18 protein-coding genes are annotated in these 19581 nt (G+C 68.5%); 10 read left to right on the top strand and 8 right to left on the bottom strand.

Features of this window, described 5'->3' with window-relative positions:
• Nucleotides 1-73 precede the first annotated feature (73 nt).
• From SLW55_RS04180 to SLW55_RS04150, 7 genes are all read left to right on the top strand, one after another.
• Nucleotides 74-544, top strand: coding sequence for a F0F1 ATP synthase subunit B (locus SLW55_RS04180; RefSeq protein WP_010340680.1), 471 nt, complete (start codon nt 74-76; stop codon nt 542-544).
• Nucleotide 545: 1 nt separating this feature from the next.
• Nucleotides 546-1073, top strand: coding sequence for a F0F1 ATP synthase subunit delta (locus SLW55_RS04175; protein WP_017910292.1), 528 nt, complete (start codon nt 546-548; stop codon nt 1071-1073).
• 147 nt (nt 1074-1220) lie between these two features.
• Nucleotides 1221-2768: a F0F1 ATP synthase subunit alpha gene (gene atpA, locus SLW55_RS04170; RefSeq protein ID WP_026143773.1), complete on the top strand. Its 1548-nt coding sequence runs from the start codon at nt 1221-1223 to the stop codon at nt 2766-2768.
• A 116-nt stretch (nt 2769-2884) separates the two neighbouring features.
• The gene (gene atpG / locus SLW55_RS04165) at nt 2885-3748 is read left to right on the top strand and encodes a F0F1 ATP synthase subunit gamma (RefSeq protein WP_320744664.1); all 864 of its coding nucleotides are present in this window, start codon (nt 2885-2887) and stop codon (nt 3746-3748) included.
• Between the two features lie 122 nt (nt 3749-3870).
• A complete protein-coding gene (gene atpD, locus SLW55_RS04160; RefSeq protein WP_160969252.1) occupies nt 3871-5277 on the top strand; it encodes a F0F1 ATP synthase subunit beta in 1407 nt (468 codons plus the stop codon).
• Nucleotides 5278-5451: 174 nt separating this feature from the next.
• On the top strand, nt 5452-5874 hold the full coding sequence (locus SLW55_RS04155; protein WP_017910296.1) for a F0F1 ATP synthase subunit epsilon: 423 nt from the start codon (nt 5452-5454) through the stop codon (nt 5872-5874).
• Between the two features lie 414 nt (nt 5875-6288).
• Nucleotides 6289-6834 (top strand): chorismate mutase, encoded by a 546-nt coding sequence (locus tag SLW55_RS04150; protein WP_320744880.1) that lies wholly within the window; start codon nt 6289-6291, stop codon nt 6832-6834.
• Nucleotides 6835-7198: 364 nt separating this feature from the next.
• Here SLW55_RS04150 and SLW55_RS04145 read toward each other — a convergent pair whose 3' ends face one another.
• Nucleotides 7199-7582, bottom strand: coding sequence for a GtrA family protein (locus SLW55_RS04145; RefSeq protein ID WP_026143775.1), 384 nt, complete (start codon nt 7580-7582; stop codon nt 7199-7201).
• 140 nt (nt 7583-7722) lie between these two features.
• Between SLW55_RS04145 and glmU the strand changes: the two genes are divergently transcribed.
• The 3 genes from glmU (at nt 7723) to SLW55_RS04130 (ending at nt 10030) form a co-directional block, all read left to right on the top strand.
• The gene (glmU, locus tag SLW55_RS04140) at nt 7723-9090 is read left to right on the top strand and encodes a bifunctional UDP-N-acetylglucosamine diphosphorylase/glucosamine-1-phosphate N-acetyltransferase GlmU (protein ID WP_267100556.1); all 1368 of its coding nucleotides are present in this window, start codon (nt 7723-7725) and stop codon (nt 9088-9090) included.
• A 3-nt stretch (nt 9091-9093) separates the two neighbouring features.
• Nucleotides 9094-9615, top strand: coding sequence for a GNAT family N-acetyltransferase (locus SLW55_RS04135; protein ID WP_267100555.1), 522 nt, complete (start codon nt 9094-9096; stop codon nt 9613-9615).
• A gap of 100 nt (nt 9616-9715) precedes the next feature.
• On the top strand, nt 9716-10030 hold the full coding sequence (locus tag SLW55_RS04130) for a hypothetical protein (RefSeq protein WP_153752204.1): 315 nt from the start codon (nt 9716-9718) through the stop codon (nt 10028-10030).
• Nucleotides 10031-10202: 172 nt separating this feature from the next.
• Here SLW55_RS04130 and SLW55_RS04125 read toward each other — a convergent pair whose 3' ends face one another.
• The 7 genes from SLW55_RS04125 to SLW55_RS04095 form a co-directional block, all read right to left on the bottom strand.
• Entirely contained in the window at nt 10203-11558 is a 1356-nt protein-coding gene (locus SLW55_RS04125) for a HAMP domain-containing sensor histidine kinase (RefSeq protein ID WP_017916671.1), read from the bottom strand.
• Nucleotides 11555-12892, bottom strand: a complete 1338-nt coding sequence (locus tag SLW55_RS04120; RefSeq protein WP_148829592.1) for a sigma-54 dependent transcriptional regulator — start codon at nt 12890-12892, stop codon at nt 11555-11557. Before SLW55_RS04120 ends, SLW55_RS04125 begins: the two co-directional genes overlap by 4 nt.
• Nucleotides 12893-12994: 102 nt before the next feature.
• Nucleotides 12995-14215, bottom strand: coding sequence for an FtsX-like permease family protein (locus SLW55_RS04115; protein WP_320744663.1), 1221 nt, complete (start codon nt 14213-14215; stop codon nt 12995-12997).
• A 37-nt stretch (nt 14216-14252) separates the two neighbouring features.
• Nucleotides 14253-15554 carry an ABC transporter permease gene (locus SLW55_RS04110; protein ID WP_320744662.1) on the bottom strand — a complete coding sequence of 434 codons (1302 nt, stop codon included), beginning with the start codon at nt 15552-15554 and terminating at the stop codon, nt 14253-14255.
• A 48-nt stretch (nt 15555-15602) separates the two neighbouring features.
• Entirely contained in the window at nt 15603-16832 is a 1230-nt protein-coding gene (locus tag SLW55_RS04105; protein ID WP_320744879.1) for an FtsX-like permease family protein, read from the bottom strand.
• A 170-nt stretch (nt 16833-17002) separates the two neighbouring features.
• The gene (locus SLW55_RS04100; RefSeq protein ID WP_152236491.1) at nt 17003-18229 is read right to left on the bottom strand and encodes an FtsX-like permease family protein; all 1227 of its coding nucleotides are present in this window, start codon (nt 18227-18229) and stop codon (nt 17003-17005) included.
• Between the two features lie 46 nt (nt 18230-18275).
• A complete protein-coding gene (locus SLW55_RS04095; RefSeq protein ID WP_267102676.1) occupies nt 18276-19571 on the bottom strand; it encodes an ABC transporter permease in 1296 nt (431 codons plus the stop codon).
• Between the last annotated feature and the right edge of the window lie 10 nt (nt 19572-19581).

The raw sequence follows: 19581 nt of genomic DNA, 5'->3' as shown, positions 1-19581 counted from the left end.
TACGGATGAAGGTTCGGACGCGTCGCCGTGCTGGCGGCGCGTCCACCCCGTCACCATTGGCTGAGCGTACCCCATGAATATCGGTCTCACCCTCTTTGCCCAGGCGCTGGCGTTCGCCGGTCTGATCTGGATCGTCGCGACCAAGATCTGGCCGCCGCTGATGCAGGCCATCGAAGAGCGCCAACAGAAGATCGCCGAAGGCCTGGCCGCCGCCGATCGCAGCCAGAAGGATCTGGCGCAGGCGCAGGAAAAGGTCAACGAAGCGTTGAAGGATGCCCGCATCAAGGCCAACGAGATCATCGATCAGGCCCATGCGCGCGCCAACCAGATCGTCGAGGCGGCCAAGCACGAGGCGATCGTCGAAGCCACCCGGCAGAAGGAACTGGCCCAGGCCGAGATCGACGCCGCGGCCAACCGCGCGCGCGAAGACCTGCGTCGCCAGGTGTCGCTGCTGGCGGTGAGCGGCGCCGAGAAGCTGCTCAAGCGCGAAATCGACGCCAACGCCCACAAGGCGCTGCTCGACGAGCTGGCGGCGGAGATCTGAGATGAGCCAGGCCCTCACACTGGCGCGTCCCTACGCTCGCGCCGCGTTCGCCGCGGCCAGCGACGCCGGCAAGCTCGCGCCCTGGTCGCAGGCGCTGGCGTTCTCCGCCCAGGTCGCCGCCGACCCGCGCGTGGCCGCGCTGCTGCACAACCCGCTGCTGCAGCGGGAGCAGGCGGTGTCGCTGCTGGCGCCGGAAGCGGCCGATGAGCAGTACCAGCGCTTCCTGAGCCTGCTGGCCGAAGGCCAGCGGCTGCCGCTGCTGCCGGAGATCGCCGGGCTGTACGACCAGCTGCGGGCCGAGGCCGAGCGCGTGGTGCAGGCCAACGTGACCTCCGCGACGGCGCTGAGCGATGCCGAGGTGGCCTCGCTGAAGGTGGCGCTGAAGCAGCGCTTCGGCCGCGAGGTCGAGATCACCACGGCGGTGGACGCTTCGCTGATCGGCGGCGCGGTGATCGACGCCGGCGACGTGGTCATCGACGGTTCGTTGAAAGGCAAGCTGTCGCGTCTGCAATCCGCACTGGCCCACTAAGAAACGGGAATGGCGAATAGAGAGGAGAGAACCCGGCCCGGCGGCGACGCCACCCGCGATTCCCGATTCCCCATTCCCGATTCTCAAAGAAGCTAACCACACGTCGCCATCCGCCGCTGCGCGATGGACGATCCGAAGGAAACCAAGATGGCAACCACGCTCAACCCCTCCGAAATCAGCGAACTGATCAAGAACCGCATCGAGCAGGTCAAGCTGGCCGCGGAGTCGCGCAACGAAGGCACGGTCACCAGCGTGTCCGACGGCATCGTGCGCATCTTCGGCCTGGCCGACGTGATGCAGGGCGAAATGATCGAACTGCCGAACGACACCTACGCCCTGGCGCTGAACCTGGAGCGCGACTCGGTCGGCGCCGTGGTGCTCGGCGACTACGAGAACCTGCGCGAAGGCGACGTGGCCAAGACCACCGGCCGCATCCTGGAAGTGCCGGTCGGCAAGGAATTGCTGGGCCGCGTGGTCAACGCGCTGGGCGAGCCGATCGACGGCAAGGGCCCGCTGGGCACCAGCCAGACCGCGCCGGTGGAGCGCGTGGCGCCGGGCGTGATCTGGCGCAAGTCGGTCGACCAGCCGGTGCAGACCGGCTACAAGTCGGTCGACGCCATGATCCCGATCGGCCGCGGCCAGCGCGAGCTGGTCATCGGCGACCGCCAGACCGGCAAGACCGCGCTGGCCATCGACGCGGTGATCAACCAGAAGAACACCGGCATCAAGTGCGTGTACGTGGCGATCGGGCAGAAGGCCTCGACCGTCGCCAACATCGTGCGCAAGCTGGAAGAGAACGGCGCGCTGGCGCACACCATCGTGGTCGCCGCGACCGCTTCCGAATCGGCGGCGATGCAGTACATCAGCGCCTACGCCGGCTGCACCATGGGCGAGTACTTCATGGACCGCGGCGAAGACGCGCTGATCGTGTACGACGATCTGTCCAAGCAGGCCGTGGCCTACCGCCAGATCTCGCTGCTGCTGAAGCGCCCGCCGGGCCGCGAAGCCTACCCGGGCGACGTGTTCTACCTGCACAGCCGCCTGCTGGAGCGCGCCGCGCGCGTGTCCGAGGAGTACGTGGAGCAGTTCACCAAGGGCGAGGTCAAGGGCAAGACCGGTTCGCTGACCGCGCTGCCGATCATCGAGACCCAGGCCGGCGACGTGTCCGCGTTCGTGCCGACCAACGTGATCTCGATCACCGACGGCCAGATCTTCCTGGAAACCGACCTGTTCAACGCCGGCATCCGCCCGGCGGTGAACGCCGGTATCTCGGTCTCGCGCGTCGGCGGCGCCGCGCAGACCAAGATCATCAAGAAGCTCTCCGGCGGCATCCGCATCTCGCTGGCGCAGTACCGCGAGCTGGCGGCGTTCGCGCAGTTCGCCTCGGACCTGGACGAAGCCACCCGCAAGCAGCTCGAGCGCGGCCAGCGCGTCACCGAGCTGATGAAGCAGAAGCAGTACATGCCGATGTCCATCGCCAACCAGGCGCTGTCGATCTACGCGGTCAACGAGGGCTACCTCGACGACGTGCCGGTCAACAAGCTGCTGGCGTTCGAAGAGGGCCTGCACGCCCACTTCGCCAACACCCAGGGCGAGCTGATCGCCAAGGTCAACGACACCGGCGACTGGAACGGCGACATCGAGGCCGCGTTCAAGAAGGGCATCGGCGAGTTCAAGACCACGGGCAGCTGGTAAATCAGTTGCCGGGAATCGGGAATAGAGAATAGGGAATCGTAGGAGCGGGATCCGGGCTTGCCCATTCCCGATTCTCCATTCCCCATTCCCACGAAGCGAGCAAAGCGAGCGAGAGCATGGCAGGCGGACGCGAAATCAAATCCAAGATCAAGAGCGTGCAGAACACCCGCAAGGTGACGCGCGCGCTCGAGATGGTCTCGGCTTCCAAGATCCGCAAGGCGCAGGATCGGATGAAGACCTCGCGTCCGTACGCGCAGGCGATGAAGCAGGTGATCGGGCATCTGGCGCAGGCCAGCACCGATTACACGCATCCGTTCCTGGTGCAGCGCGAGTCGGTCAAGCGCGTCGGCTACATCGTGATCTCCTCCGATCGCGGCCTGGCCGGCGGCCTGAACAACAACCTGTTCCGCAAGATGCTGGGCGAAGTGCGCCAGTGGCAGGACCAGGGCGCGGGCGTGGACGTGGTCACCATCGGCCAGAAGGCCTCGGTGTTCTTCCGCCGGATCAAGGTGGACATGGTCGGCAGCGTCAGCCACCTCGGCGACCTGCCGCAGCTGGAGCAGTTGATCGGCGTGATCAAGGTGATGCTGGACGCGTTCACCGAAGGCAAGCTGGACCGCGTGTATCTGGTCTACAACCGCTTCGTCAACACGATGACGCAGAAGGCCAGCTTCGACCAGCTGCTGCCGCTGCCGGCGGCCGAGAGCCAGGTCGCGCACCACGACTGGGACTACCTGTACGAACCCGATGCCGCGACCGTGCTCGAACACGTGATGACGCGCTACATCGAGTCGCTGGTGTACCAGGCGGTGCTGGAGAACGTGGCGTCCGAGCATGCGGCGCGCATGGTCGCGATGAAGGCGGCCAGCGACAACGCCAGCAAGCTGATCAGCACCTTGCAGTTGGTCTACAACAAGGCGCGTCAGGCCGCGATCACCCAGGAAATTTCCGAAATCGTCGGCGGCGCAGCCGCTGTGTAGCCGGGAATGGGGAGTGGAGAAACGGGACTGGTCGAAGCAGCAGCGCTTGATCTTCCCACTCCCGATTCCCCTTTCCCCATTCCCGACACCAGATTCGCATAGACATTAGTGGAGCTATCCAAATGAGTCAGGGCAAGATCGTTCAGATCATCGGCGCGGTCGTCGACGTCGAATTCGCGCGGGCCGATGTGCCGAAGATTTACGACGCACTGAAGGTCGAAGGCACCGCCATCACGCTGGAAGTGCAGCAGCAGCTGGGCGACGGCATCGTGCGCACCATCGCCCTCGGTTCCACCGACGGCCTCAAGCGCAACCTGATCGCCACCAACACCGGCCGCGCGATCTCGGTGCCGGTCGGTGCCGGCACGCTGGGCCGCATCATGGACGTGCTGGGCCGTCCGATCGACGAAGCCGGCGACGTGCAGGCCAGCGATCACTGGGAAATCCACCGCGCGGCGCCGACCTACGAAGACCAGTCCTCGGCCACCGAGCTGCTGGAAACCGGCATCAAGGTCATCGACCTGATGTGCCCGTTCGCCAAGGGCGGCAAGGTCGGCCTGTTCGGCGGCGCCGGCGTCGGCAAGACCGTCAACATGATGGAACTGATCAACAACATCGCCAAGGCGCACTCGGGTCTGTCCGTGTTCGCCGGCGTGGGCGAGCGTACCCGCGAGGGCAACGACTTCTACCACGAGATGAAGGACTCCAACGTCCTGGACAAGGTGGCGATGGTGTACGGCCAGATGAACGAGCCGCCGGGCAACCGCCTGCGCGTCGCGCTGACCGGCCTGACCATGGCCGAGTACTTCCGCGACGAGAAGGACGCCTCGGGCAAGGGCAAGGACGTGCTGCTGTTCGTCGACAACATCTACCGCTACACCCTGGCCGGTACCGAAGTGTCGGCGCTGCTGGGCCGCATGCCGTCGGCGGTGGGCTACCAGCCGACCCTGGCCGAGGAAATGGGCGTGCTGCAGGAGCGCATCACCTCGACCAAGTCCGGCTCGATCACCTCGATCCAGGCCGTGTACGTGCCCGCGGACGACCTGACCGACCCGTCGCCGGCGACCACCTTCGCCCACCTCGACGCCACCGTCGTGCTGTCGCGTAACATCGCTTCGCTGGGTATCTACCCGGCGGTGGATCCGCTCGATTCGACCAGCCGCCAGCTGGACCCGAACGTGATCGGCCACGAGCACTACGACACCGCCCGCCGCGTGCAGTCCACCTTGCAGAAGTACAAGGAACTGAAGGACATCATCGCGATCCTGGGCATGGACGAACTGTCCGAAGAGGACAAGCAGGCCGTGTCGCGCGCGCGCAAGATCGAGCGCTTCTTCAGCCAGCCGTTCCACGTGGCCGAAGTGTTCACCGGCTCGCCGGGCAAGTACGTGTCGCTGAAGGACACCATCCGCGGCTTCAAGGCCATCGTCGACGGCGAGTACGACCACCTGCCGGAGCAGGCCTTCTACATGGTCGGCGGCATCGAGGAAGCGGTCGAGAAGGCCAAGAAGATGGCCGAGAAGGCCTGATCTGGACGCCGGCCGCAGGCGGCCGGCATCCGGGAATGGGGAATCGGGAATAGAGAATCGTCAAGGCGGGACAACTGGAATCTGATGCATCGCGTACTGGTTGAGAGAAGGCAGACTGCTTCTCCCCATTCCCGATTCCCGATTCCCGATTCCCGCCTCACCCAGTGAGGCACCATGAGCACCATCCGTTGCGACATCGTCAGCGCCGAGCATGAGATCTACCACGGCGACGCCACCCTGGTGGTCGCGACCGGCGAGCTGGGCGAGCTGGGCATCGCGCCCAAGCACGCGCCGTTGATCACCCGGCTCAAGCCCGGCAAGGTGGTGGTGACCACCGCGAGCGGCGAGCAGCTGGATTTCGCCATTTCCGGCGGCATCCTCGAGGTGCAGCCGCAGGTGGTGACGATCCTGGCCGACACCGCGATCCGCGCGCAGGACATCGACGAGGCGTCGGTGCGCAAGGCCAAGGAAGAAGCCGAGCGCCTGCTCGCCAACCGCGGCGAAGGCATGGACGTGGCCGAGGCGCAGGCCAAGCTGGCCGAGGTCACCGCGCAGCTGCAGGCGCTGGAGCGTCTGCGCAAGAACCTCAAGCACTGAGTTCACCGCCCCGCGGCCTGATGGCCGCATGCGCGACGACGACGCCGGCGTTTGCCGGCGTTGTCGTGTCTGGGAGATGGGGGTCTCCTTCGCACGCCGCCTCCGCGTGCATGTGGGGGATCACCTCGCGGATCCAGCTTGCCGCACTCTGTGACGCGCAGGCGCATTGGATCGCCGCGAAGATCGCATTCCTGCGGCGCAGCCCGAGATCGAGCTGGACTGCGACGCAGCGCACGGCGCTGGCTTGCTGGTCGCTGACTCGGCCGCGCTGGCATGCGACAAGACGCGGGTGCGGTCATCGTGCGGTCGGTGGACTGCGGCAAGATGGCCGCCCGATCTGCGGTTCATCCCCCACCCGCAGACGGTTACCGGAGAACCGAGATGAGCCTGTCCGCTGCCGTTCCTCGTCCCTGCATGCATGCGCTGACCGCCGTGCTGGCCGGCGCCCTGTTGATGGGATGCGCATTGCCCGCACGCAGCGCCACCCCACTGGAGCCGCTGCTGGATCGCATCGTCGAGCGCAATGCGATCGGCGACCAGGTGGCGCTGAGCAAGTGGGACAGCGGCAAGCCGGTGCTGGATGCCACGCGCGAGGCCGCGGTGCTGGCGAGCGTGCGCGATCAGGCGCCGGCCCACGGCGTGGATCCGGACGATGCGGCGCGTTTCTTCGGCATGCAGATCGAATCCAACAAGCTGGTGCAGTACGAATTGCTGTCGCGCTGGCACCTGCGCGGCCGCGCGCCCAACAGCCCGCGCCCGGACCTGACCGGACTGCGCGCGCGCCTGGACCAGCTGCAGGGCGAGATGCTGGACGCGTTGCAGGCCAGCGCGGCGGTGCGCCAGGCCCCGGACTGCCCGGCCACGACCGCGCGCGCGGCCGAGGCCTATGCGCTGCGCTGGCAGCTCGACCAACTGCACCGCACGGCGCTGGTGCGCAGCCTGGGCGATTTCTGCCACTGAGTTGTCAGCCGCCAGCGCCAGCGGCGCGCTGGCGGCGCCCGAAGCGGCACCGGAGCCGTTCGGGCGCTCTGCAGGCCCGAGCATGCTGGCCGTCCAGGCTGCGCTCGTCGCAACTCATCCCACAAAAGAGGACAAGAGTCGCTCCCACAAGAACGTGCGGCGAACGCGCCGGATGCACTGTGGGAGGGACTTCAGTCCCGACGCATTGCGCCATCAAAAGCAAGCCACTTCGCGCGCCGCCGCCGCATGACAGGCGACCCACCCAGCATCCGCCGGACCCGTGTGGGAGCCGCTTCAGCCGCCGTCGCGATGGACGCCGATCGCGTAGATCGGTCATGCCCGATTGCCGCCACGCGTGCCAGCGCTAGCGATACACCAACTGCCGTCCCAGGAAGAACGACACCACCGCCAGCATGCCCTCGACCAGCGGCTTGGCCAGCCAAGCCAGGCGCAGGCCCAGGGCGTGGGCGCACAGCGCCACCAGCCAGGTGCTGAGTGCGGTGAGCACGAGCCACATGGCCATGAAGCGGCCGAAGCGGCGCCAGCCCAGGCGTGCGGCGTCGTCGCTGGCGAAGGTGATGCGGCCGTTGAGCCAGAACCCGAGCAGTGCGCCGCAGACGCGGCCCAGCACGTTGCCCGGGACCGTCGGCATGCCGGCCGCGGTGGCGGCGACGAACACGCTCCAGTCGATCAGCAATTGCAGCAGGCCGATCAGCAGGAACTGGCTGCCCTGGCGCAGGAGACCCATGAACATCCACAGGAGAAGACGATCGCGCATGCTAGCGCCTGCGGCGCCGATGTGCAGCCCGCCGCGTGTGGCGCGGTCGTGACGGCAGGCGTGGCCGGCAGCCTCTAGAATTCGTCGTCCACCCGCAACGGAACCGCCCCATGAGTCTGCCCCTGCACGTCGTGATCCTCGCCGCCGGCGCGGGCAAGCGGATGAAGTCGGCCAAGCCCAAGGTGCTGCAGCCGATCGCCGGCCGGCCGATGCTGGCGCATGTGATCGAGACCGCGCGCCACTTGCAGCCCGATGCGATCCACATCGTCCATGGCCACGGCGGCGAGGCGGTGCTGGCGGCGTTCGCCGACCAGCCGGACCTGCTGTGGGCCGAGCAGGCGCAACAGCTGGGCACCGGCCACGCGGTGCAGCAGGCGATGGCGGCCGTGCCCGACGCGGCTACGGTGCTGGTGCTGTACGGCGACGTGCCGCTGATCCGCGCCGAGACCCTGACCCGCTTGCTGCATGCGCCCGGTCGCGTCGCGGTGCTGGTGGCCGAGCCGGAGGATCCCACCGGCTACGGCCGCATCGTGCGCGATGCCGCCGGCAAGGTCGCGGCGATCGTCGAGCAGAAGGATGCCGACGACGAGCAGCGGCGCATCCGCACCATCAACACCGGCATCGTCACCGCCGAGTCCACCGCGCTGAAGCGCTGGCTGGCGCAGTTGCGCAACGACAACGCGCAGGGCGAGTACTACCTGACCGACGTGTTCGCCGCCGCTGCCGCCGAGTTCACCCCGGCCGAGATGGTGCTGGTGGCCGACCCGATCGAGGCCGAGGGCGCCAACGATCCGTGGCAGCTGGCGCAACTGGAACGCGCCTGGCAACTGCGCGCGGCGCGTGCGCTGTGCGAGCAGGGCGTGCAACTGATCGACCCGAACCGCCTGGACCAGCGCGGCCGCGTGCGCGCCGGCCACGATGTGCGCATCGACGCCAACGTGATCCTGGAAGGCGAGGTGGAACTGGGCGACGGCGTCAGCATCGGCCCGTTCGTGCGCTTGAAGGACGTGGTGCTGGGGCCGGGTACCGAGGTGCGTGCGCATTGCGACCTGGAAGGCGTGGTCGCCGAGGGTGCGGTGCAGATCGGCCCGTTCGCGCGGCTGCGCCCGGGCACGGTGCTGGCCGACGGCGTGCACATCGGCAACTTCGTCGAGACCAAGAAGGCGGTGCTCGGCGTCGGCAGCAAAGCCAATCACCTGACCTACCTCGGCGACGCGACCATCGGCAGCGGCGTCAACGTCGGTGCCGGGGTGATCACCTGCAACTACGACGGCGTCAACAAGTCGCAGACGGTGATCGGCGATGGCGTGTTCGTCGGCTCCAACAGCGCGCTGGTGGCGCCGCTGGAGATCGGCGACGGCGCCACCATCGGCGCCGGCTCGGTGATCACCCGCAGCGCGCCGGCCGGCAAGCTGAGCGTGGCACGGGTGCGGCAGGAAACCGTCGAAGGCTGGAAACGCCCAGACAAGCGCGACTGAGGCATGGCCGGCCGCATTCGTCTGGCGCGCGCGCAGGAGTTGGCGCGGTTGCAGGAGATCGAGCAGCGTGCCGGCGCCCTGCTGCAAGGGCATCCGGCGCAGGCCGTGTTCGCGGCGCACGCGTTGGAGACGCACGCCCTACGTGCCGGATTGGCGCGCGAGCAGTTATGGGTGACGCTGGACGAGGACGAACGTTGCGTCGGCTATCTGCTCGGCGGGTGCCTGGACGGCGGCTTCCACGTGCAGCAGATGGACGTGGATCCCGATGCCGGGCGCCGCGGCCACGGCCGTGCCCTGCTGCGGCATGCGCGCGCCGCCGCGGCAGTTGCTGGTTTCCAATGCATGCTGCTGACCACCTTGCGCGACGTGCCGTGGAATGCCCCGTTCTACGCCAGCGAGGGCTTCGTCGCGCTGCCGCCTGCGCAGTGGGGACCACAGTTGCGCGCGACCTGGCGACAGGAAGCCGCACTCGGTTTCCCGATGCACCTGCGGGTGGCGATGCGTTGTCCGCTGCCGTCGCGCTGAGCCTCGCGGCCGGGTCGTCGATGCTGCCGGGGTAGCGCTGATACTGTATACAGATGGAAGCGCGGCAATGATGCCGTGACGGTCCAATCCAGGGGAGATCATGAAGCGACTTGTCGTGGCGTCAGTGCTGACGCTGCTGAGTTTTCAGGCGCCGGCGTTTGAGCGCGTGCATGCAAAGGTCAGCAAGTTATATTCGGAATCCAATCGATTCACCCTCGTCGTCGCCGATAGCGACATTCCGCAGCAATGCGGCGGTGTGTTCTATGAGGTCTACCGCGACGAAGCGACGCCCCACTTCAAGGAACTGTATTCGCTCGCCCTGGCTGCGTTCACCAGCAAGGCCAATGTCGAGATCGTGGTCAAGGGCTGCGCCGACGTCGATCGCGCCGTGATCGACCACATGGCGATCTACTGAGCCACTGCGCCCGACGTGTCCTGTGTGCGCGCCGCTGAACCGCAGCGCTTTTGCTTGAGCGGAACGTAGCGCGACGGTCACGGCTTGGCTAGGTGCGCTCATGCTCTTCGGGTCCCGGGTCCCGGGTCCCGGGTCCCGGCGCTCAATCCCCAATCCCCAATCCCGAAAAAAATCAGCCCCGCTCCCCCTGCGGCAACTGCACCGTCACGCACAGCCCGCCTTCGTCGCGGTTGTGCAGCGACAGGCGGCCGCCGTGGGCTTCGACGATCTCGCGGGTCAGGGCCAGGCCCAGGCCGGTGCCGTTGCGCTTGGTCGAGTAGAACGGCATCAACGCGTTGTGCAGCACCGCCTCGTTCATGCCGCTGCCGCGGTCCAGCACTTCCAGGCGCAGCCAGTCCGGGCGGGTGGACACGCGCACGCGCACGCCATCGGCCGGCGTCTGCCCCTCGGGCAGGGATTCGTGGGCGTTCTTGACCAGGTTGAGCAGGGCCTGCTGCAGTTGCGCCGGATCGACCCGGCTGTGCAGGTCCGGCGACTCCAGGTCCAGCGCGAACGGAATCTGCTGCTGCAGCCCGGCCAGGAATTGCGCCCAGTGCACCGTCTGCAGTTGCGGCTGCGGCAGCTTGGCGAAGCGCGCATAGCCGCGGATGAAGCCTTCCAGGTGCCGCGCGCGCTCCTCGATGGTGCCGAACACCTCTTCCAGCCGCTCCACCTTCTGTCGTCGTACCAGCTCGGCGCCGGAGTGCGCCAGCGAGGCGATCGGCGCGAGCGAGTTGTTGAGCTCGTGGCTGATCACCCGGATCACCTTCTTCCAGGTGTGCACTTCCTGGCGGCGCAGTTCGGCGGTGAGCAGGCGGATCAACAGCAGTTCGTGCGGGCGGCCGTTGAGATGGAAGCGGCGCTGCGACAGGTGGTAAATCTGCTCCTCCTCCGGGTCCTCGTCGCTGCCTTCGATGGCGAACAGGCTGTCGCCACCACGCGAGATCGCTTCGCGCAGCGGCGCTGGCACACCCAGCAGCAGGTCGTCCAGGCGCTGTCCTTCCAGCTTCCAGCCGCTGTGCAGCAGCTTGCGCGCAGCCAGGTTGGAGAACACCACGCGGCGCAGGCCGTCGCCGCCCTTGGAGGTGAGCAGCATCGCCACCGGGGTGTTCTGCACCATGGTGTCGAGCATCAGCTCGCGCTGCGCCAGGCCCTGGCGCTGTTCGCGCAGGATCTCGCCCAGTTGCGCGTGCGCGGCGACCATCTCGCCCAGTTCGTCGTCGCCGCGCCAGTGCACGCCGAAGTTGTATTCGCCGTCGCGGTAGCTGCTGACGGTGCCGGCCAGGGCGCGGAACAGCGACCGCATCGGCGCGGTGGCGCGGCGCAGCGTCCACCACATCAACAGCAGCAGGGCCAGCGCCGAGGCGGTCACCACTTCCCAGCCGCGGTCCATCCAGTAGGCCAGCAGCCACGGCAGGGCGGCGGCCAGCGCCAGCACCGGCAGCAGGCGCAGGAACAGCATGACGGTGAAGGAGCGGCGCAGTTTCATTCGCGCGGGATGCCGTAGCGGTCCATGCGCCGGTACAGCGCCTGCCGGCTCATGCCCAGTTCGGCGGCGGCCTGGGCGATGACGCCGTGCGCACGGCTCAGCTCGGCCACGATGCGCTCGCGGTCGGGTTCGGCGGCGGCGGCCGCGCGCGGGGCGGCGGGCTTGGGCAGGTTGAGGTCGGCGGACTCGATCTGTGCACCGCCGGCCAGCAGTTCGGCGCGCTGCACCACGTTGCGCAGTTCGCGCACGTTGCCGGGCCAGGCGTGGCGCTGCAGCGCCTGACAGGCGCCGGCCGACAGCGGCTTGTCGCCGGAGAGGAAGTGTTCGGCCAGCGGCACGATGTCGCCGGGGCGCTCGGCCAGCGCCGGCAGCGACAGTTCCACCGCGTTGAGCCGGTAGTACAGGTCCTCGCGGAAGCTGCCGTCGCGGATCATCGCGGTCAGGTCGGCATTGGTGGCGCTGATCACCCGCACCTTGACCTGCCGTTCGCGGTTGGAGCCGAGCCGCTCGAACCGGCCGGTCTCCAGCACCCGCAGCAGCTTCATCTGCCCGGCCAGCGACAGGTTGCCGATCTCGTCCAGGAACAGCGTGCCGCCGTCGGCGGCCTCGAACTTGCCCTCGCGCACCTTGTTGGCGCCGGTGTAGGCGCCGGCCTCGGCGCCGAACAGTTCGGCCTCGATCAGTTCGGCCGGGATCGCGCCGCAGTTCAGCGCCACGAACGGGCCGCGCCGCACCGAGGAGTTGGCCTGGATGATCTGCGCGATCTTCTCCTTGCCGCTGCCGTTGGGGCCGGTGATCAGCACCGGCAGTTCCGAGCGCGCCACTTGGCAGGCCAGGGCGATCGCGCGCTCGCTGGCGGGATCGGCGAACACTGCGCCGCACAGGTCGTAGCGCTGCGCCAATTGCTGGCGATGGCGGCGCTCGCCGTCGCGGCGGCGTTCCAGTTCGCGTCGTGTCTCCGACAGCTCCAGCAGGTTGTTGACGGTGGTCAGCAGCTTGCGGTCGTCCCAGGGCTTGGCCAGGTAGTCGGCGGCGCCGGCCTTGACCAGCTCCACCGCACTGCTGAGCTGGGTCCAGGCGGTCAGCAGGATCACCGGCAGGTCCGGATGGCGCGTGCGGATCGCCTCGAACAGGGCCACGCCTTCCTCGCCGGAGGTGGTGTCGGCGGTGAAGTTCATGTCCTGCAGGACCAGGTCGATGTCGCCCTCGCCCAGGCGCTGCAGGCCGGCCTGCGGGCTGTCGGCATGGACGGTGTCGATGTCGTGCAGGGAGAACAGCACTTCCAGCGCGGTGGCGACCGCAGGGTTGTCGTCGATGATCAGCAGGCAGGGCATCGTGCACCTTGGGCGCGGGATGGCGCGCCGTCGAAGAAAAACGGACCAGGCGGCATCATCGCAGCCCGCGCGCGGCTTGTCGTGCCTGCGTGCATCGGCGGCTCAGACACTGCGCGTGGCCACCGCCGGCGGCACCGCTGCGGCGCGGCGCGCGGGCGGCAGCACCGCGAGCTGGCCGAGCAGCCACAGCACCACCGCGCCGACCGGCAGGTACCACAGCGGCAGCCGCGGCAGTTCGTAGGCGCTCATCAGGTACAGGTTGGCGGCGTAGGCCAGCAGCATGCCGAGGACGATGCCGGTACTGGCGAGCAGGAAATTCTCCAACTGGAAATGCCGCAGGATCTGCGTGCAGGTGGCACCGAGCGCGCGGCGGATGCCGATCTGCTTGGTGCGCTGCTGCACCCAGAAACTGGTCAGGCCGACGATGCCCAGTGCGGTGACCAGCAGCAGCGCCACGCTCACGCCGACCAGCAGCCAGGCCATCGCCTGGTCGTCGCGGTAATAGGCCGCGCGTGCCTGCTGCAAGGTCCGGGCGCCGTTCACCATGCGCCGTGGACCGTTTTGCGACAGCGTCGCCTTGGCTTGCCGCAACACTGCCTCGCGCTGCGCCGGATCGCGCACGCGCAGCAGGTAGGTGCCGCGATCGTAGGCGACGTTCACCGGGAACAGCATGGTGTCCTCGTACTGGCCGACGTTCCCTTCTTCGCGGGGTTGCACCAGGCGTTGCACCACGCCGACGATGCGGTGTTCGCCGTAGACGTAGATGGTGCGGCCCACCGCGTTCTGGCCGGGGAACAGGCGTTGCGCCAGCGACTGGCTGAGGATGACCGAGGGCGGGATGCGCTTGGCCACCGGATCGCGCAGTTGCGCGTCGTCGATGAACTCGTCGTCCGCGAAGCGGCGCCCTGCGACCAGATGCAGCCCCAGTGTATCGAGCAGCCGCGCGTCGCCGAAGTACTGCACCGCGTGCAAGGTGCTGCGTTCCTGGTCCGGGCGCAGCGACACGCCGCTGTAGCCGAGCGAATCGCCGAACAGCGGCTGGTTGATGATGCTGGCCTCGCGCACACCCGGAATGCGGCGCAGCGCGTCCAGGTCGGCGCGGGTCTGCGCGGCGCTGTTGCCGTCGCTGACCACGCTGCGGCTGCGCAGTTGCACCAGTTCCTGCTCGGCGGCGCCGCTGGGCCGCTGCATGCGCTCGAGCCGCTGATCGATCAGGAACAGCGCGTTGCAGACGACGGCGCAACTGAAGGCGATCTCCAGCACGATCAGGCCGGCGGCGACGCGGTGCTTGCGCAGACTGGAGAGGATGGGATGGAGGGACACGGTGGGAGTTCCTGGCGGAGAGGGCGCGCGCGGCGCGTCATTGCGACTTGAGTTGCAGGGCGGTGGACACGCGCATCGCCTGCCAGGCCGGCAGCAGGCCGGCGAGCAACGCGCTGCCCAGGCTCATCGCCAGGGCGAGCAGCAACATGCGGCTGTCCAGGTGCGCCAGCGCGGCGTAGTCGGCCGGCTGCTGCCGTACCAGCCAGGTGCCGATCCAGGCCAGCAGCAGGCCGCCGGCACCGCCGGCCAGGCCGATCGCCGCCGCTTCGATCAGATGCTGGGCGAAGATCGTCCGCCGCGAGGCGCCGAGCGCGCGGCGCACGCCGATCTCGCCGCTGTGGCGCAGGAATTTGGCCAGCATCAGCCCGGCGGTGTTGAGCAGGCAGATGCCCAGGAACGCCAGTGCCAGCCCCACCTGCAGACGCACGTCGGAGGGCACGGCGTGGTTGCGGTCCAGCCAGGTCATCACGTCGCTGAGGCGGATGTCCGGCGGATGGCGGAAGCGTCCCGCGTCGCGCTGCTGCCGCGCATAGGTCTGCAGCGCGTCCAGGTAGGCGGCGCGCTTGCCGGGGCTGTCCAGTTCCACCCAGTACTGGATCCAGGCGCAGGGGGCGTTCGCGCTGGTCCTGTTGCCGGCATGGTCGCCCCAGCAGGACATCGAGCCGCTGACGTCCAGGTCCAGGTCGCGCGCGGTGGAGAACGGCACGAACACGTCCTCGCTGTCGCCATATTCGGTGTTGGTCAGGTCGTAGAAGCGCGGGTTCATGTCCCAGACGTCGATCACCCCGACCACCCGCAGCACGGCATCGCCAAGCTGGAGCTGGCGGCCGACACTGTCCACGTCGTCGAACAGCTGGGTATTGAGTCGCCGCGAAATCACCGCCACACGTGCGCGCCGGGCATCGTCGTCCGCGGTCCAGGCGTGGCCGTAGCGCATCGGCACGGCGAACATCGGGAAGAAGTCGGCGCTGGTGTAGCGCGCTTCGGCGCCGAACGGGGTCAGCTGCGGCTGCGCCGGCACCACCGTCACGCTGCCGGCCGACATCATCGCCTGGCGGTCGCCGCGCCGGTCGCGCAGCAGCGCCTCGGCATCGCGGCGGGTCAGTTGCTGCGGGTCGGTGTCGTTCGGATCGTAACGGTCGTCCGGTTCGACGTTGAGTTCGACGTTGAACAGCTGCCCGCTCTTGCCGGGAATGGGATCGGCCGCCAGCACGTGGAACACGGTCAGCGTGGTCATCGATGCGCCAATGCCGACCGCGATCGCCAGCACCATCAGGGCGGTCAGCAGGCGGTTGCGACCGAAGCTGTGCAGCGCCAGTTTGCAGTAGTAGCCGAACATCGTGGCGTCCTGGAGAAGGGGGCGGTGGCGGGCGATGGAAGGACGGGATCAGAGGCTGCGGGTGGCCACGGCCGGCGGCACCGCCGCCGCGCGCCGCGCCGGCGCGAGTACCGCGCACTGGCCGAGCAGCCACAGCGTCGCTGCGCCGAGCGGCAGGTAGGACAGCGGCAGCCGCGGCAGTTCGTACCGGCCCATCAGCCACTGGTTGATCGCGTACGCCAGCAGCATGCCCAGCGCGATGCCGGCGCTGGTCAGCAGGAAATTCTCGGCCTGGAAGTCGCGCAGGATCTGGCTGCGGGTGGCGCCGAGGGCGCGGCGGATGCCGATCTGCCGGGTGCGCTGCTGCACCCAGAAACTGGCCAGGCCGACGATGCCCAGCGCGGTGACCACCAGCAGCGCCACGCACACCGCGCCGAGCAGCCACACCATGGTGCGGTCGCCCTGGAAGTAGGCGTCGCGGATCTCGCTGTAGGTCTGCTGATCGAGCACCAGCCGGCTGCTGTCCACCTGCATCAGCGCCGCGGTCGCCGCGGCGAGCACGGCCTGGCGTTGCGCCGGGTCGCGCACGCGCAGCACGTACAGCCCGTCGGTGTAGGGCATGCGCAGCGGAATCAGCAATGCGTAGGGCGCCTGCGCCGGGCCGACCAGGTCCGGGTTGGGGCGGGCCAGGGCGTCGACGATGCCGACCACCTGCGCCGGCACGGTGCCGCGGTAGACGGTCCTGCCCAGCGCGTTCTGTCCGGGGAACATCTTCTCCGCCGCCGCCCGGTTGAGGATGACCGCGCCGCCGGCGTTGCGCAGGCGCTCGTCGTTGCGCAGGGCGTCCAGGTCCAGGTATTCGTCGGCGCGGAAATCGCGCCCGGCGATCAGGCGCAGGCCCAGCGTGCGCAGCGTGGCGTCCTCGGCCTTGTACTGCGCGGCATTGAGCGTGGGCCATTCCTGGTCGGGGGTCAGATTCAGGCCGACGTTCCAGGCGGCGTCCCCGAAGGTAATCTGGTTGACGACGGTGGCGTTGCGCACGCCGGGCAGCGCGCGCAACGCGGCCAGGTCTTCGCGGGTGCGTGCCGCCGCGTCGACCTGCCGGCCGATGCCGCCGAGGGCGATCGTCACCAGTTCCGCTTCGGCGACGCCGCTGGCGCTGCGCAGGGTCGCGATGCGGTTGCCGATCAGGAAAAGCGCGTTGCAGACGATCGCGCAGGCCAGCGCGATCTCCAGCACGATCAGCGTCGCCGCGGTGCGGTGCCGGGACAGCGTCGAGAGCATCGGGCCCAGTGCCATGGCGGCGACGCTCAACGGTCGCGCCGCACCGACGCCGCCGGGCCGATCGGGCACGGCTGCGGCCACGCAGGCGCGTGGCGCAGGAGACCGGAGGACGGCAGTGGGCGATGGTTGCGGGGCATGGCGCGCTCGATGAAAAAAGGCCGGCCGGAGCCGGCCAAGGGGATGGATCAGGTGCTGCGGGTGGCGACGGCCGGCGGCACGTCGGCGGCGCGGCGCGCCGGCGCGAACACCGCCAGCTGGCCGAGCAGCCACAGCGCCACCGCGCCGATCGGCAGGTAGGACAGCGGCAGCCGCGGCAATTCGTACTTGCCCATCAGCCACTGGTTGATGGCGTAGGCCAGCAGCATGCCGAGCACGATGCCGGTGCTGGCCAGCAGGAAGTTCTCGGTCTGGAAGTAGCGCAGGATCTGCCCGCGGGTGGCGCCGAGCGCGCGGCGGATGCCGATCTGCTTGGTGCGCTGCTGCACCCAGAAGCTGGCCAGGCCGACGATGCCCAGCGCGGTGACCACCAGCAGCGCCACGCACACCGCGCCGAGCAGCCACACCATCGCGCGGTCGCCCTGGAAGTAGGCGTCGCGGATCTCGCTGTAGGTCTGCTGCTTGAGCACCAGCCGGCTGCTGTCGACCTTCATCAAGGCCGCGGTCGCCGCGTTCAGCACTTCCTGGCGCCGCGCCGGGTCGGTGACGCGCAGCACGTACAGGCCGTCGGTGTAGCTCAGGCGAAACGGCAGCAGCATCGCGTAGTCGATCTCGGCCAGGCCGCTGGCGGCGGTGGGCCGCGCCAGGGTCTCGACGATGCCGACCACGCGGGCGCCCACCGGCCCGGTGTACACGGTCTTGCCCAGCGCGTTCTGCCCCGGGAACATCTTTTCCGCGGTGGCGCGGTTGAGGATGATCGCGGTGCCTTTCTCCTGGATCCGCTTGTCGGTCTGCGCCGCTTCCAGATCCATGTACTCGTCGGGGGCGAAATCGCGCCCGGCCACCAGCTTCAGGCCCAGGGTCTTCAGCGTGCCTTCCTCGGCCATGTACTGCGCCGCGTTGAGGGTGGGCCGCTCCTGGTCCGGGGTCAGCGACAGGCTGGTGTTCCAGGAGTAGTGCACGAACGGCACCTGGTTGAGCAGGGTGGCGTTACGCACGCCGGGTACGGCGCGCAACGCGGCCAGGTCCTCGCGGGTGCGCGCGGCGGCGTTGACCTGCTGGCCGATGCCGCCCAGCGAGATCGTCACCAGTTCCGACTCGGCGATGCCGCTGGGCCGGTGCAGGGTCTCGATGCGGTTGCCGATCAGGAACAGCGCGTTGCACACGATCGCGCAGGCCAAGGCGATCTCCAGCACGATCAGCGCGGCGGCGGTCTTGTGCCGGCGCAGGGTGGACAGGATGGGGCGGATATCCATGGCGATGACCTTGTGAGAATGCGTGGAAGGCGCAGGGCGCGCAGGATCAGGACTTGAGTTGCAGGGCGGGGGCCACCTGGATGGCGCGCCACGACGGCAGCAGGCCGGCGAGCAGGCTGGCGCCCACCGCCATGGCGAAGGTCAGCGCCAGCATGCTGGGATCCAGATGCGCCAGCTTGGCGTAGCTGGCCGGCTGCTGGCGCACGGCCCACAGCCCGAGCGTGGCCAGTCCCAGGCCGGCCACGCCGCCGGCCAGGCCGATGGCGCCGGCCTCCACCAGGCATTGCGCGAAGATCGCCCCGCGCGAGGCGCCGAGCGCGCGACGCACGCCGATCTCGCCGCTGCGGCGCAGGAACTTGGCCAGCAGCAGGCCGACGGTGTTGAGCAGGCACACCAGCAGGAAGCCCATCGCCAGCCACAGTTGCAGGCGCACGTCGCCGGGCACCACTTCGTTGTGGTCCAGCCACTGCATGACGTTGCGCAGGCGCACGTTGTTGGGGCGCTGGAAGCGGCCGGCGGCGCGTTGCTGGGCCGAATAGTTCTCCAGGTAGGCCTTGTAGTCGGCGGCCTGCGCCGGGCTTTCCAGTTCCACCCAGTACTGCACCCAGGTGCAGGGCGCATTGAGCGCGGTCTGGTCGCCGTTGCTGTCGCCGAAGCAGTTCATGCTGCCGTTGCGGTCCATCTTCAGGTCCATCGCCACCGAGAACGGCAGGTAGGCCTGTTCGTCCGATCCGTATGTGTTGGTGAGGTCGTAGAAGCGCGGCTTGGCCTCCCAGGCGTCGAGCACGCCGACGATGCGGAAGGTGTTCTGGTCCATGCGCAGTTCGCGGCCCACGCTGTCGGCGCCGTCGAACAGCTTCTCGTTGAGCTTCCGGCTGATGACCACCACGCGGTCGTGGCGCTCGTCTTCGGTGCCGGTCCAGCCGTGGCCATACAGGAACGGCGTGTCGAACATCGGGAAGAAGTCCGCGGAGGTGAACCGCACTTCCGACTTGAACGGTTTCAGGCCGCTCTTGGTCGGTTCGATTGCCACGCTGCCACCGGTCATCAGCGCCTGGCGCTTGGCGCGCTTCTCGCGCAGCAGGGCCTCGGCATCGAACCGGGTGTTCTGCGAATCCGGTTCCTCGCCCGGCTGGTAGCCGGATTTGGGCTGCGCATCCACCTGCACGTAGAACAGGCGGTCGCTCTTCTGCGGGATCGGGTCGCCGGAGAGCACGTAGAACACGGTCAGCGTGGTCATGCTGGCGCCGATCCCCAGGGCGATGGCCAGCACCATCAGTGCGGTGAGGACGGTGTTGCGGCGGAAGCTGCGCAAGGCGAGGCGGACGTAGTAGCCGAACATGGGAACTCCG

Origin of the sequence: Xanthomonas sp. LF06-19 (assembly GCF_034105425.1) — a bacterium.
Classification (GTDB): Bacteria; Pseudomonadota; Gammaproteobacteria; order Xanthomonadales; family Xanthomonadaceae; genus Xanthomonas_A; species Xanthomonas_A sontii.
This window is presented reverse-complemented; position numbering and strand designations above follow the sequence as displayed.